13 protein-coding genes are annotated in these 12,558 nt (G+C 61.4%); 5 read left to right on the top strand and 8 right to left on the bottom strand.

Annotated features, from left to right (window positions below; translation table 11 throughout):
- Positions 1 to 67: 67 nt before the first annotated feature.
- The 4 genes from J3352_RS09270 to J3352_RS09255 form a co-directional block, all read right to left on the bottom strand.
- Positions 68 to 898, bottom strand: coding sequence for an energy-coupling factor transporter transmembrane protein EcfT (locus tag J3352_RS09270; protein ID WP_156065250.1), 831 nt, complete (start codon positions 896 to 898; stop codon positions 68 to 70).
- The gene (locus J3352_RS09265) at positions 888 to 2,609 is read right to left on the bottom strand and encodes an ABC transporter ATP-binding protein (protein WP_156065253.1); all 1,722 of its coding nucleotides are present in this window, start codon (positions 2,607 to 2,609) and stop codon (positions 888 to 890) included. The genes J3352_RS09270 and J3352_RS09265 overlap by 11 nt, the downstream gene beginning before the upstream one ends.
- Positions 2,610 to 2,694: 85 nt before the next feature.
- Positions 2,695 to 3,249, bottom strand: a complete 555-nt coding sequence (locus J3352_RS09260) for an ECF-type riboflavin transporter substrate-binding protein (protein ID WP_097773722.1) — start codon at positions 3,247 to 3,249, stop codon at positions 2,695 to 2,697.
- A gap of 227 nt (positions 3,250 to 3,476) precedes the next feature.
- Positions 3,477 to 3,719 (bottom strand): hypothetical protein, encoded by a 243-nt coding sequence (locus J3352_RS09255; protein ID WP_005931949.1) that lies wholly within the window; start codon positions 3,717 to 3,719, stop codon positions 3,477 to 3,479.
- Between the two features lie 466 nt (positions 3,720 to 4,185).
- Here J3352_RS09255 and J3352_RS09250 point away from each other — a divergent pair, with 466 nt between their 5' ends.
- The 3 genes from J3352_RS09250 (at position 4,186) to J3352_RS09240 (ending at position 7,806) form a co-directional block, all read left to right on the top strand.
- On the top strand, positions 4,186 to 5,106 hold the full coding sequence (locus J3352_RS09250) for an AAA family ATPase (RefSeq protein ID WP_097773721.1): 921 nt from the start codon (positions 4,186 to 4,188) through the stop codon (positions 5,104 to 5,106).
- The gene (locus J3352_RS09245; protein ID WP_156065257.1) at positions 5,106 to 6,860 is read left to right on the top strand and encodes a hypothetical protein; all 1,755 of its coding nucleotides are present in this window, start codon (positions 5,106 to 5,108) and stop codon (positions 6,858 to 6,860) included. Before J3352_RS09250 ends, J3352_RS09245 begins: the two co-directional genes overlap by 1 nt.
- Before the next feature lie 208 nt (positions 6,861 to 7,068).
- Complete coding sequence (locus J3352_RS09240) at positions 7,069 to 7,806, top strand: hypothetical protein (protein ID WP_156065260.1); 738 nt, start codon at positions 7,069 to 7,071, stop codon at positions 7,804 to 7,806.
- 50 nt (positions 7,807 to 7,856) lie between these two features.
- On the opposite strand, the gene J3352_RS09235 is transcribed toward J3352_RS09240, so the two are convergent.
- From J3352_RS09235 to J3352_RS09225, 3 genes are read right to left on the bottom strand one after another with little or no spacing between them, the layout of a single operon-like run.
- Positions 7,857 to 8,702, bottom strand: a complete 846-nt coding sequence (locus J3352_RS09235) for a bifunctional 5,10-methylenetetrahydrofolate dehydrogenase/5,10-methenyltetrahydrofolate cyclohydrolase (protein WP_117504874.1) — start codon at positions 8,700 to 8,702, stop codon at positions 7,857 to 7,859.
- Positions 8,703 to 8,714: 12 nt separating this feature from the next.
- A complete protein-coding gene (locus J3352_RS09230) occupies positions 8,715 to 9,329 on the bottom strand; it encodes a cyclodeaminase/cyclohydrolase family protein (protein ID WP_156065661.1) in 615 nt (204 codons plus the stop codon).
- The gene (locus J3352_RS09225) at positions 9,313 to 9,900 is read right to left on the bottom strand and encodes a 5-formyltetrahydrofolate cyclo-ligase (RefSeq protein WP_156065263.1); all 588 of its coding nucleotides are present in this window, start codon (positions 9,898 to 9,900) and stop codon (positions 9,313 to 9,315) included. Before J3352_RS09225 ends, J3352_RS09230 begins: the two co-directional genes overlap by 17 nt.
- Positions 9,901 to 10,033: 133 nt before the next feature.
- Between J3352_RS09225 and J3352_RS09220 the strand changes: the two genes are divergently transcribed.
- Together J3352_RS09220 and J3352_RS09215 are read left to right on the top strand one after the other, a co-directional pair.
- Positions 10,034 to 10,630 (top strand): histidine phosphatase family protein, encoded by a 597-nt coding sequence (locus J3352_RS09220; RefSeq protein ID WP_035393775.1) that lies wholly within the window; start codon positions 10,034 to 10,036, stop codon positions 10,628 to 10,630.
- The gene (locus J3352_RS09215) at positions 10,627 to 11,142 is read left to right on the top strand and encodes a cob(I)yrinic acid a,c-diamide adenosyltransferase (RefSeq protein WP_097773716.1); all 516 of its coding nucleotides are present in this window, start codon (positions 10,627 to 10,629) and stop codon (positions 11,140 to 11,142) included. Before J3352_RS09220 ends, J3352_RS09215 begins: the two co-directional genes overlap by 4 nt.
- 50 nt (positions 11,143 to 11,192) lie before the next feature.
- Here J3352_RS09215 and J3352_RS09210 read toward each other — a convergent pair whose 3' ends face one another.
- The gene (locus tag J3352_RS09210) at positions 11,193 to 12,521 is read right to left on the bottom strand and encodes an MATE family efflux transporter (RefSeq protein ID WP_097773715.1); all 1,329 of its coding nucleotides are present in this window, start codon (positions 12,519 to 12,521) and stop codon (positions 11,193 to 11,195) included.
- Positions 12,522 to 12,558 lie beyond the last annotated feature (37 nt).

Below are 12,558 nucleotides of genomic sequence, written 5' to 3'. Positions count from 1 at the left end.
CAGTCTGTAAAAACAAAACATCCCCGCACGGCCTGCCGAAACAGGAAGTGCGGGGATGCCTTTTTGTTCAGAGGAATGGGTTATAGAACCTTCCAAAGCGGATGGTCACGGTCAGGCTGATGAGCAGCAGAACCGCGCCCACGCCCAGGGCAATGAAGTCCCGCCGGGCAAAGGGGCGCTGGGTATACCAGGTGCGCTTGCTGTTCTTGCCGAAGCCGCGCAGCTCCATCGCGTTGGAAATGGTGTCGATTCGGTTCAGACTGGTCAGGATGAGCGGCAGCAGAATATTGACAGAGTTCTTCATCCGCTTGAAGAAAGGCTCCTTTTTGCCCAGCTCCACGCCGCGGGCCTGCTGGGCCTGGCTGATGCTGTGGTAGTCGCGCTGGATATCGGGGATGTAGCGCAGGGCAATGGCCACTGAATAGCCAACTTTATACGAGATGCCGATGCTGTTCAGGCTGGCAGCAAACTCGCTGGGGTCGGTGGCAGAGATAAAGAGGATGGCCACCGGCAGGGCCACAAAATATTTCAGGCTGATGTTGATCATGTAGAACAACTGTTCCGCTGTCAGGTCATACCGCCAGAACAGGTGGCAGAGCACCGTGCGGGTGCCGTACAGGGTGGTACCCTGATTGGGATCGAACAGGAAGATGAACAAGTTGTTCAGCAGCAGGAACACCAGCATGAAGGTCATCATAAACCGGACTTCCCGGAATTTGATCCGGCTCAGCCTGAAGGCCAGCAGGCTGACCACCAACAGGCCCAGCAGCACCCAGGTGTTGTAGGTGATCATGCTGGCAAAGGTGAACAGCAGGAAGAACGCCAGCTTGGTGGTTCCGGTCATCTTATGGATGACGCTCTCCCGGGGGAGATAATTCAAAACAGTCTTAGCGGCCACCCTCTCTCACCTCCCGGTCCTGCTCAATAAATCTCTCTACAAATTCCTGTGCTGGCGCAATGCCGCAGCGGTTGGCCAGCGTGTACAGGCTGGTCTCCTTCAGGGCAGCCTGCTCCACCAGCGCGGGGTCGCACAGAACGGCGGCCGCGGTTCGGTCGGCAATGAGCCGTCCGTCGCAGAACACCAGCGCGCGGCGGGTGTATTCCAGCATCAGGTGCATGTCATGGGTGATCATCACCACCGTCACACCCCGGGCATTCAGGCCCCGCAGGAACTCCATGATGTCGGTATAGTGCCGGAAATCCTGCCCGGCGGTGGGCTCATCCAGAAGGATGAGCTCCGGGTCGAGCACCAGCACGCTGGCAATGGTCACCCGCTTTTTCTGGCCGAAGCTCAGTGCCGAGATGGGCCAGTTCCGGAAGGGATACAGACCGCAGACCCTGAGGGTCGCCTCCACCTTTTCCCGGATCTGCTCCTCGGTCAGGCCGGAGCGCTGCAGGCCCAGAGCCACCTCATCGTAGATCATGGTCTTGGAGATCATCTGGTTGGGGTTCTGCATCACATAGCCAATGTGCTGGGCGCGGCGGCGGATGTTCTCCTCAGCCAGCGGCTTGCCGTTCAGGAAGATCTCGCCCGCATCCGGGGTCTCGAAGCCGCAGATGAGCTTGGAAAGGGTAGATTTGCCTGCGCCGTTCCGGCCCACGATGCTCACCATCTCCCCCTTGCCGATCGAGAAGCTGACATCCCGCAGGGTCTGCTGGCCTTTCTGGTAGCCAAAACACAGGCCCTTTACCTCCAGCAGCGTCTCCCGTTCCGGCTGCGCGGCGGGCCGGGGCCGGGCCGTGAACCAGTCCCGGAGCTTTTGGGTGTCGGTATCGTCCAGCACAAGACTGTCCACATGGGCAGGGTGCTTGTCCGGAGTGATATCCACCCCGGCATAGCGCAGAGCCGTGACATACAGCGGCTCCCGGATGCCGTTTTCCGCCAGCAGGCTGCCCGAGAGCAGCTCATCCGGGCGCAGGTCTGCCAGAATGGTGCCGCCGTTCACCAGCACGATGCGGTCCACGTTCCGCCAGAGCACATCCTCCAGCCGATGCTCGATGATGAGCACTGTGGTGTCCGTCTTTTTCTGGATCTCGTCGATCAGCTCAATGGCCTGCTTGCCGGTGGCGGGGTCGAGGTTGGCCAGCGGCTCATCGAAGAGCAGGATCTTGACCTGATCCACCATCACGCCCGCCAGGCTCACCCGCTGCTTCTGCCCGCCCGAAAGCTCGTGCGGTGCATAGCCGAGATGATTCTCGATGCCCACCAGCTCGGCGGCATGGCGGGTGATGGCGTGCATCTCATCCTGTGGGGTGCAGCTGTTTTCCAGTGCAAAGGCAATGTCCTCGCCCACGGTCAGCCCGATGAACTGGCCGTCCGGATCCTGCAGCACCGTGCCCACATGGGCCGAAAGCTCGAAGAGGCTGCTGTGGGGCGCATCCACACCGTCCACGGTCAGGGTGCCGGTGCACTCACCGGGGTTGGAAAACGGGTTCAGCCCGTTGATGCACCCCGCCAGCGTACTCTTGCCGCTGCCGGAGGGGCCCGCAATGAGCACCCGCTCCCCCGGGTAGATCTCCAGATTGATATCGGTCAGGGTGGGGCGCTTCTGGGCGCGGTACTGGAAGGAAAAGTTGCGGAATGAGATGATGGGTTTACGTTCTGCCATGGGTATGGTACCTCAGCTGTTCATCAAAAAAGCCTTTCCAACGGGCCGGACGGCGCAGATGGAAAGGCCGGGTTTCATGCGGGGATCACTCCTGATCCAGAGAGCCCTTCTTGGCAATGGTTCTGGTGTAAGCCAGCACCAGCAGGCCGCCCACCACCACAGCGGTGATACTGTTGGACACTGCGGCAAATGCACCCTGTGCAAACACCTTTTTGACGGGCTCGGCGTAGATGGCAATATCCAGCACGGGGGCCACCAGGATCCAGGCCAGCAGATGAGCCACGATATTGGCCAGCGCAAAGAAAGCCACCTGCTTCTTGCTGAACTCGCCTTCCTGCAGGTTCAGCTTCTTGGAGAACAGGCCCACCACAACGCCCACAAAGGCGGAGGCGATGACCCAGCTCCACCAGGGGCTGCCGCCCCAGGACAGGTCGATGAGGGTGTGGCCGATGAAGCCGATCAGGCCGCCGACCACGGGGCCGTACATGGCAGCCAGCAGGGCCAGAACGGCGTACTGCAGGCTGATGTTGGTGTTGGGTACCGGGCTGGGAATGGCCACAAAACGTCCCAGAACAAAGAACAATGCCGCGCCGATACCGACAGCGACAACGGGCTTGATGCTGCTGTTGTTATTTTTCATATTCTCTCTCCTCTTTTATTCCGCGGATGCGGGGTTTCTTGCAAGGCATCGTTAGTATACGACACCCTCTTGAGCCTTGTCAATGGACAATCCGCCCGCTTTGCAGAAAAAAGGCTGCTTTCCTGCATTTGGGGGCGAATGCCTTCCCGCCCTGTACAGCAAAAAAGAGCACCCGCGCCTGCCGGAGCGGATGCCCTGTAAATGCTGATTCGGTTTTGGCCCAAACCTTAGTTCTTAGCGGTCAGGCTGAAGGTGCTCAGGGTCTGGAAGGTGGTCACGATAACATTGATGTTGTTGACGATGGAGCTGCCTGCGGAGAACACGCGGGCGATGTAGTTGAACAGCTTGCCAACGTTCAGGAACACGTCCCAAGCGGTAGCCTCGGTGGTTGCGCCACCCTGCAGGTACACCATTTCGTTCTCATCGATCGCAGCAAAGTTAGCGGGCATTTTGATCTCATTGTTCATCATATCGGGGATTCCTCTCTTTCAAATCAATCTATACTTACCGTCTGCACCAAGCCAAGTGCACCGGCACCAGAACCAGACCGTGGTTCCTCCGACAGGAACGGGCAGGGGCACGAGTTCCGCATTCCCTCCGGAATTGTTCCCATATATAGGTTATACGATAAATATTCAGATTTGTCAATCGAATTTCCGGAATTTTTACCATTCTGAGCCAAAAGTGGATACCCACAACGCGGAACACCTGCCATTTCGATAGCTTTCCACAAAATATCCGCTGCCGCACGATCCCTGGGCACGAAAAACTCCTTCGTCTGCACGGCAGCACACAGATCCGTTCCACCCTGCGGCATTTCCCGGGCAAAAATCCGGCAAAAAATGCCCCCGCGCCCCCTACACAAACCGGAGCGGTTGTGCTATGATAAGGCTGAAAAATCGGTTTGGCAAAGCCAACCGCAAGGAGATGTCTTGGATGTCTGATCTGATGGAAACATTACGGCAGGAGGGCATCAGCCCCGACCTGCTGCGTGCTGTGGAAGAATACCGCGCCGCCCACGCTCTGCCCGAGGCCCTGCGCCCCCGCATCCCGGCTTCCGGCTTTACCTATTATGGCCGGGAGGTCTGGGAGCAGGCACTGGCGGCCCTGCTCTGCGGCGAGAACCTGCTGCTGGCCGGCGGCAAGGCCACCGGCAAAAATGTGCTGGCCGAGAATCTGGCCGCCGCTTTTGGCCGCCCCGCATGGGACATCTCGTTCCATGTGAACATGGATGCAGCCTCCCTCATCGGCATGGACACCTTTGTGGATGGGGCGGTCACCTTCCGGCCCGGGCCGGTCTACCGCTGTGCCCAGTGCGGCGGCTTCGGCGTGCTGGACGAGATCAACATGGCCAAAAACGAGGCCCTGGCCGTCCTCCACGCCGTGCTGGACTTCCGCCGCGCCATTGATGTGCCCGGCTACGAGCGCATCCCGCTGGCCGAAGAGACCCGCTTCATCGCCACCATGAACTATGGCTACGCGGGCACCCGGGAGCTGAACGAGGCCCTGACTTCCCGCTTTGCAGTCATCCAGATGCCCATCATCACGGAGGAAAACCTTGAAAAGCTGCTGCGGGCCCAGTTTGCCGATCTGACGGACAAATATGTGCACCAGTTTGCTCTGCTCTTCCTCGACCTGCAAAAGAAATGCGACAGCGCCGAAATTTCCACCAAAGCGCTGGATCTGCGCGGAATGCTGGACGCTCTGCGCCTGATGCGCCGGGGCGTGGCTGCGGGGCCTGCGCTGGACATGGGCATCACCAACAAGGCCTTTGATTCCTACGAGCAGGGGCTGATCCGGGACGTGATCGCCGCCCGCATCCCGGCCAGCCTGACGGCTGAAAAGCTGTTCCGCTGATGGATGCCCGGAGTTATACCGCCGAGGAGCGGCGGGCCGCCAATCAGGTGTGGGCGGCGGCGGGAGCCTACGGCTTTGAGCCGCTTTTCCTGGCCCGCAACACCGACGGCACGATCGATTTTTATATGAACTGTGTCGTGGGGCTGGTGCACAAATACTATGGCGACGACCTGCTCCGCGATCTTTTTGCCACATGGGACGGCGATCTCCGGGAGAGCCAGCTGGACGATCTGACATGGCTCTACCTCGAAAGCGCGGTCTATCTGCTGGAGCTGCCCCGCCGCCCGGTCCTTTCCGAGCTGCGCCGGGCCCACGCGGACTATTTCTTCGGCATCCAGTACAAGCTTTCGCGGCAGGAGTGGATGGCAAAAAATCAGCTGGTCTACACCATGCAGGCCGACCGCTGGCGCACCGTACAGGGCAGGCATCCGCCTGTGATGACCCCCTACGAGAGCCGGCTGGCAGAGGCACTTTCCCCAGCCCAACCGCCCCAGCCCGGCCAGCTCAAGGGTGAGCTGCTGGGCCTGTTTGCAAGGTTTGCCCTGTTTGACGGCAAGATCCGGCACAGAGCGGGGCTTCATCTGCATCTGGAGGGACTGCTGGCCTCTCTTGCCACCAAAACGCTGCCCACCCAGATGATCAAGACCGACCGTCTGACCGTGGAGCACTCCGGTTCTGTGGAGGCGGGCGGCTCCGGCCCCACGGCAGACAAGCGGCTGGCCCACATCACCCTGCGGCAGAATGCCGCCGAGGACCGCGCCTACATTGAAAGCTGCTTTGGCCGTTCCCTCTATCCGCCCGAGCGCCTGCGCAAGGCCGAGCAGGCGCTCTGCACCGGGGCGCACCTGGGGTGCCGCCTCTGGTTTGCCTCCGGCGTGCCCAGCCCGGAACAGGCCCCCACACCGGAGGCAAAGCACCTGGCCGAGCAGGCTCAGCTGCAGGCCGACCGCAACCGCGCCTACTACGCCAAAAACCGGGCGCTTCACCGCAGCGTGGTGCTCCGGCTCACCGAGCAGATCCGCAACTGCATTCTGGTCCACCAGCAGCCCAATGCCCGGATCGCCCGCAGCGGCAATCTGGACCCGGAGCGGGTCTGGCGCGCTCCCCTTCTGAACGACAGCCGGGTGTTCCGCTGTGCCGAGGAGGAGAATCAGCCCTCCTTCACCGTGGACCTGCTGCTGGACGCGTCGGCTTCCCGGCTCCACTGTCAGGAGGTCATTGCGGCGCAGGGCACGATCCTGGCCCAGAGCCTTACCGCCTGCGGCATCCCGGTGCGGGTCAGCAGCTTCTGCAGCCTGCGGGGCTATACGGTTCTGCGGGTGCTCAAGGGCTTTGCGGACAAAAGCCTGCAGGGGATCGACCAGTATTTTGCATCGGGCTGGAACCGCGACGGCCTTGCCCTGCGGGCGGCAGGCGATCTGGTCAGCTTTGACCCCGGCCCCGCACCCCGGCATCTGCTCATCCTGCTGACGGATGCTTCCCCCAACGACAGCCGCCGCGTACCGCCCAGCCCGGAGCAACCGCTGGGTTGTGATTACGGCGGCTCCTACGGTGTGGACGATGCCGCCGCCGAGGTGCGCACCCTGCGGCGCAATGGTCTGCGTGTCTCTGCCGTGTTCATGGGCGAGGACAGCTCCAGCCACGATGCAGAACGCATCTACGGCAAAAATCTCGCCCGCATCCGGGGCATGGATCAGCTGGCACGCGCCGCTGGGCGGCTCATCCAGAATGAGATCCGGGAGCTGGGCGATTGAATCCTGCCACCACAAAAGGCTTCTCCGACGGGAGAAGCCTTTTCCATTTACAACCAATCCGTTTGTCAGCATCCCCGAATTTCCAAAATATTTTGGTTTTTGTCAAACTTATAGTTGTATTTTGTTGTCGTCTATGCTATAATGCAGGCAGAGAACAACCGATGGATGGTTTCCGACACATCATCCAAAACCAGAGAGGAGACCCGCTATGGATGCCAGCCGCTATTTTGAAGAGATGCACCGTGCCATGTCCGCACAAAAAAACAATTCTTCCCTGCTCCTGACCGTCAAGGTACAGGACCTGGGCGGCGCTGATGCCTATCTGGAGCTGCGGCAGTCTCCCAATGGCCGCGCCCGGGTGTTTTACTCCACCATGGGCCGCCGCAACCTGAACTTCCAGCTGTTCCGCAAGGGCTGGCAGCTCTGCCACAACGCATCCGGCGAGATGACAGGGCAATTCCCCACCCGGGCCGAAAACCTGTTGGACAGTGCGGACTTTTCCGCCTGCATCCGGGACGATGCTCTGGACACGGCCCGTACTGAGATCATTCTGCGGGAGCTGCGCCGCGCGGCAGGCACCTCCCGCTCCTGCCTGCCTCAATCTGCCCGGGAAGGTGCCATGATCACCGTGGAGAGCTTTGTGGGCCGGGGCGGCGAGTGGAACTACTGGTCTACCCGTGCCGCCGACTGCCTGCCCATTGCGGCCATTCTCTGCTGGCTGGGCGATTTTCTGGCCGGAACAGAGCGCCGCACCCTGCAATCCAGCCCTGAGGCCATGGCACTGGCCGCCCGCTGGCAGGCCGAACTCGCCTCCCCCTTTGCGCAGCCGGCTGACTGCGTCCAGCGTCCTGCCCCCACGGTTTCACCTTCCGCGCCCCGCCGTGCCGCGCAGCAGGTGCAGAACCCCCGCTGGCAGAGCATCCTTGCCGTGCTTGCAACCGTATAAGAGCAACAGGCGGTGCCGAAAATTTCTGGCACCGCCTGTTGTTTTCTGTTTTACTGTGCGGATGCGGCATCCACCACATGGCCCACCAGCACAGAGGTGGTCACTGTGCCCACACCGCCGGGCACCGGGGTGACAGCCTCCACGATGGGTTCTGCCTCATCAAAGCGCACATCGCCGCAGAGCTTGCCCTCTTCATTGACGTGGATGCCCACATCCACCACGACCTGACCTTCCCGCAGGCAATCGGCCCCGATGGCTCCCCGCCTGCCCATGGCGACCACTAGCACATCGGCCTCCCGGCAGAGGGCGGGCAGGTCCCGGGTGCGGGAATTGCAGAGGGTCACGGTGGCGTTTTCCCGATCCAGCATCATGGCGGCGGGCTTGCCCACCACCAGGCTGCGGCCCACGACCACGGCCCGTTTGCCGGACAGCGGCACGTTGTAGTATTTCAGGATCTCAAGGCAGGCCTGCGCCGTGCAGGGCGGATAGCCGATGGGCATATTGGTGAACACACCGGCCATCGAGCCGTCCGTGATGCCGTCCACGTCCTTTTCCGGGGCAAGCGCCTCCTGGACCCTGCGGTCATCGAACCGCTTTGGCAGGGGCCGGAAGATCAGGCACCCGTGAACCGATGCATCCCCATTGATCTGCCGGATCACATCCAGCAGTTCCTCCTGCGTAACATCTTCCGCCAGATGGAACTGCCGCACCTCCACGCCAACCTTACCGCACCGGGTGACGATCCCCTTTTCATAAGAAATGTCATCCTCCCGCGCGCCGACCCGTACCACAGCCAGCGTGGGCACGATGCCCTTTTCCTTCAGCGCGGCACAGCGCGCGGCGTTTGCTTCGTTCATGGCAGCCACCACGGGCGCACCCTTCAAGATCTGAGCCATTTTCTTCTCCCCTCACTCATTTGATACAGTCTGATAGACCCTGTCAGCCCGCGGCACAAACTCGGCCAGCAGCTGTTCCGCTCTGGCCTCCAGCGCATCCGCATGGGCCTTGTCTGCCATCAGGCGGGTGTTGACCTTCACGTTCAGCCCCGCCGCCTGCATGGCTGCCTTGCAGAACAGCGCCGCGCATCCGGCATCGGAACGGGCCAGCACGCTGCCCTTTTCGGCGTACTCTGCGGCCAGTGCGATACCCTCACCGCAGGCAGTCATCACCTCCAGCGGCACGGCGCAGGCCCTGCCCAGTGCCTTTTCCAGCACCGCGGCCTTGTGGGCCTGCTGTTCCGGGGTCTCCTTCGGCAGCTTGTAGGCCGCCGCCACGGGCAAAAAGGCCTCCGCGTCGGCCTGTACCAGCGCTTTCAGCCGCTTGCGCAGGGCCTCGGCCCGGACATTCAGGGCAATGATGTCCGCTTCCACGGCAGCATATTTCTTTTTGCCCACGGTCAGGCTGCCCACCATGCTGCCCAGCGCCACACCGGCCGCGCCCACCAGCGCCGAAGCGCCGCCGCCGCCCGGAGCCGCCGCCTTGCTGGCCAGCTCCTCCAGAAAACCTTCACAGCTCAAATTCATCAGTTCCACGATATACTTTCCTCTCTGTTACAAATCCATCCAGCTGCCGGTCCCGCCCATCTGCAGCCGCTTCCGGCACCCGCTGGGCCTCAAAGGCCACGCCCAGCGCCACGGCGTTCCGGCACCTGGGCAGATAGCGGTCATAGTAGCCCTTGCCCATGCCCACCCGGCGGCAGGCCGCATCAAAGGCAGTGCAGGGCACCAGCACCAGATCAAGCGCCTCCGGCCGGATGAGCGCCGCCCGTTCCAGAACCGGTGTGCGGATGCCGTAAGCCCCCACCTCCCAGCCGTCCGACCCCGGTACGGCGGCGGTCAGGGTAAAGTTTTCCCCACAGACCGGATAGGCCACCGTTTTGCCCAGCCGGGCCGCCTGCTCTGCCAGCACAGCAAGATCCACCTCTCCGCCAAAAGCGGCGTAGAGCAGCAGATTCTCTGCCTTTTGGAAGCAGGGCATGGCCAGAAGGCGGGCACAGATGGCTGCATTGGCCGCCGCTCTCTCTGCCTGCGGCAGACCCCTGCGGGCCATGATGCCCGCCCGGCGCTGCGCTGCTTTCCGGTCCCGGATCTCCATTGACACTTCTCTCCCCTGAAATTTCATACCCACTCAATATATCTGAAATGCGGAAGAATTGCAAGAGCATGGCTGGAAAATAACCGCAAAATAGGCTATAATGGTGCAGAACAAACCAAAAAGGAGAACGATCATGCTCATTTATCTGCTGCGTCACGGCCAGACGGAGTACAACGCGCAAAAACGATATCAGGGCCAGCGGGACATCCCCCTTTCCGCCGCAGGCATCGCCCAGCTGCGGCAGGCAGATTTTGCACCAGAGGTGGTCTATGTCACCCCGCTGCAGCGCACCGCCCAGACGGCGCGGGTGTTCTTTCCCGGGGCAAAGCTCATTCCGGTGGACGGGCTGAAGGAGATGAACTTCGGCCGGTTCGAGGGCCAGACCTTCGTGCAAGTAGAGCAGGATCCGGAATATCTGGCATGGGTGCAGGAAAACGAGCACGCCGCCCACCCGGATGGGGAGCGCAGGAGCGATTTCTGCAACAGGGTGTGCAAAACGCTGGCTGACCTCATTGACAAGGCCCTTGCCGAAGGACAGGAGCGGCTGGTCATCGTGGCCCATGGCGGCACCCAGATGGCCGCACTGGAGCGGTTTGGCGTGCCCCGCCGCAGCTTTCACGACTGGTGCGGCCCCAACGCGGGCGGCTATGTGCTGGATGCCCGGGACTGGCCGGAGCAGCACATCCTGCACCTGGTGGAGACCGTGCAGTACACAAAGGAGAACGGATGATGGAACAAGGCCTGCTGCATCTCTACTGGGGCGACGGCAAGGGGAAGACCACCGCCGCCATGGGCCTTGCCCTCCGCGCACTGGGCAGCGGCAAACGGGTTGTCATCGTGCAGTTCCTCAAGGGCGGGCAGAGCGGCGAGATCCCTCTGCTGGCCCAGCTGGGGGCAAAAATTTTCCGGGGCAAGGGCGGGCAGAAGTTCGTGTTCCAGATGAACGAAGCGGAAAAGGCCGCTGCCCGGGCCGTGCAGAACGAAAACCTGACCGCCGCACTGGCCGAGCCTGCCGACCTGCTCATTTTAGATGAAGCCGGTTCGGCCTGGGAGCTGGACATGGTGGACAAAGACCTGCTCCGGCGGGCCGTTCTGGAGCGTCCCGCCGCACAGGAATGCGTGCTGACCGCCCACAAGGCCCCGCAGTGGATGCTGGATGCCGCCGACTACTCCACCGAAATGAAATGCCGCCGCCACCCCTACCAGAAGGGCATCAAGGCGCGCAAAGGCATCGAATACTAAAAATGCCCGGAGAACCGCAGCTTTCAGCGGACCTCCGGGTGTTTTTGTGTTTACTGTTTTGCGGTGATATCGCGGTTGGCCGCCAGCAGGCCAAGGGCCAGCGCAGCGCTCAGGATGTCGGCCACAGCCTGAGCCATCAGCACGCCCTGATACTGGAACAGATGTACGCAGACCACCAGTGCCAACAGAAACACCACGCCCTGACGGCTGATGGAGAGCAGGAAGGACGGTATGATTTTCCCAGTTGCCTGGAACAGCACCGTGAGCAGGAGCACCACGCCGCCAAAGGCTGCGGTGTAGACCTGCCAGCGGAGCATCTGCGCACCAGTGGCGATCATCCCGGCATCCTGCACGAAGAGCCGCATCAGCGCCCCGGAATTCAGGCAGAGGATGAGGGACAGCACCACGGCAATGGAGACGAGGAAGGTCAGACAGAAGCGGATGAGCTTGCGCATCACGTCCCGCTTTTTTGCGCCGTACAGGTAACCGAACAGTGGGATGCCGCCGAACGAGAAGCCCACCAGCACCAGCTGGGCGATCATGCTCACCTTGCTGGCAATGCCCATGGCGGCAATTTTATCGTTGCCATAGGGCAAGAGAAACTGGTTCATCACAATGACAGTCAGGCTCTGCATCAGGTTGCTCAGCGCGGCAGTAACACCCACGCCCAAAACCTGCTGCAGCTCCTTACCCGTGACGTGGCACTGGGACAGCTTGACAGACAGGCAGCGGCTCTTTTTGTGGAGCAGCCACAGGAAGTACAGGTCGCTGCACAGGTAGCCCACAATGGTGGCAATGGCCGCGCCCCCTGCGCCCCAGCCCACTGTGGTGATGAGGATGGGATCGAGGATGATATTGATGACCGTGCCGCCGATGCTGCCGATCATGGACTGGGTTGCCATGCCCTCACAGCGAATGAGGTTGGAATGGATAAAGTTCAGCACCGTGGCCGGGGCACCAATGGCCAGCACGGTGTAATAGGCCTGTGCGTGCGGCATCGTCTCAACAGTCGCACCCAGAATGCCCAGCAGCGGGACGCGGAACAGCATCATCAGGACTGCCAACACCACGCCCGTGATCAGGGCCACATAGAAGCAGAACGAGCTGACCCGGCCGGTGCCCTCACGGTCGTCCTGTCCCAGCAGGCGGGAAATGAGTGAGCTGCCGCCCTGGCCGTAGATGTTGCCGAAGGCCATGAGGGCCGTGAACACCGGCGCACAGAGCGAAACACCCGCAATCAGCGCCGTATCGTTGGACTGCGCAATGAAAAAGGTATCGGCAAGGTTATACACCACGCTCACCATCAGGCCGAACACCGAGGGCAGCGCCATCTTGAAATAGGTGCGGTACAGATGATCGAGATCAAAAATAGAATCCATTGGTTTTTCCTCCACTTTCGTCCCTATTATAAGGGTT

Origin of the sequence: Faecalibacterium sp. Marseille-Q4164, from assembly GCF_017377545.1 — a bacterium.
Lineage (GTDB): Bacteria > Bacillota > Clostridia > Oscillospirales > Ruminococcaceae > Faecalibacterium > Faecalibacterium duncaniae.
The sequence above is the reverse complement of the archived record's forward strand: the minus strand, read 5'-3'. Positions and strand labels throughout refer to the sequence as shown.

What these genes read in the sequence shown, in the direction of transcription:
- J3352_RS09235 (WP_117504874.1), bottom strand. Translation starts at nt 8,702, where the DNA reads ATGGCTCAGATCTTGAAGGGTGCGCCCGTGGTGGCTGCCATGAACGAA.
- J3352_RS09255 (WP_005931949.1), bottom strand. Translation starts at nt 3,719, where the DNA reads ATGATGAACAATGAGATCAAAATGCCCGCTAACTTTGCTGCGATCGAT.
- J3352_RS09250 (WP_097773721.1), top strand. Translation starts at nt 4,186, where the DNA reads ATGTCTGATCTGATGGAAACATTACGGCAGGAGGGCATCAGCCCCGAC.
- J3352_RS09260 (WP_097773722.1), bottom strand. Translation starts at nt 3,249, where the DNA reads ATGAAAAATAACAACAGCAGCATCAAGCCCGTTGTCGCTGTCGGTATC.
- J3352_RS09265 (WP_156065253.1), bottom strand. Translation starts at nt 2,609, where the DNA reads ATGGCAGAACGTAAACCCATCATCTCATTCCGCAACTTTTCCTTCCAG.
- J3352_RS09245 (WP_156065257.1), top strand. Translation starts at nt 5,106, where the DNA reads ATGGATGCCCGGAGTTATACCGCCGAGGAGCGGCGGGCCGCCAATCAG.
- J3352_RS09215 (WP_097773716.1), top strand. Translation starts at nt 10,627, where the DNA reads ATGATGGAACAAGGCCTGCTGCATCTCTACTGGGGCGACGGCAAGGGG.
- J3352_RS09225 (WP_156065263.1), bottom strand. Translation starts at nt 9,900, where the DNA reads ATGGAGATCCGGGACCGGAAAGCAGCGCAGCGCCGGGCGGGCATCATG.
- J3352_RS09210 (WP_097773715.1), bottom strand. Translation starts at nt 12,521, where the DNA reads ATGGATTCTATTTTTGATCTCGATCATCTGTACCGCACCTATTTCAAG.
- J3352_RS09220 (WP_035393775.1), top strand. Translation starts at nt 10,034, where the DNA reads ATGCTCATTTATCTGCTGCGTCACGGCCAGACGGAGTACAACGCGCAA.
- J3352_RS09240 (WP_156065260.1), top strand. Translation starts at nt 7,069, where the DNA reads ATGGATGCCAGCCGCTATTTTGAAGAGATGCACCGTGCCATGTCCGCA.
- J3352_RS09230 (WP_156065661.1), bottom strand. Translation starts at nt 9,329, where the DNA reads ATGAATTTGAGCTGTGAAGGTTTTCTGGAGGAGCTGGCCAGCAAGGCG.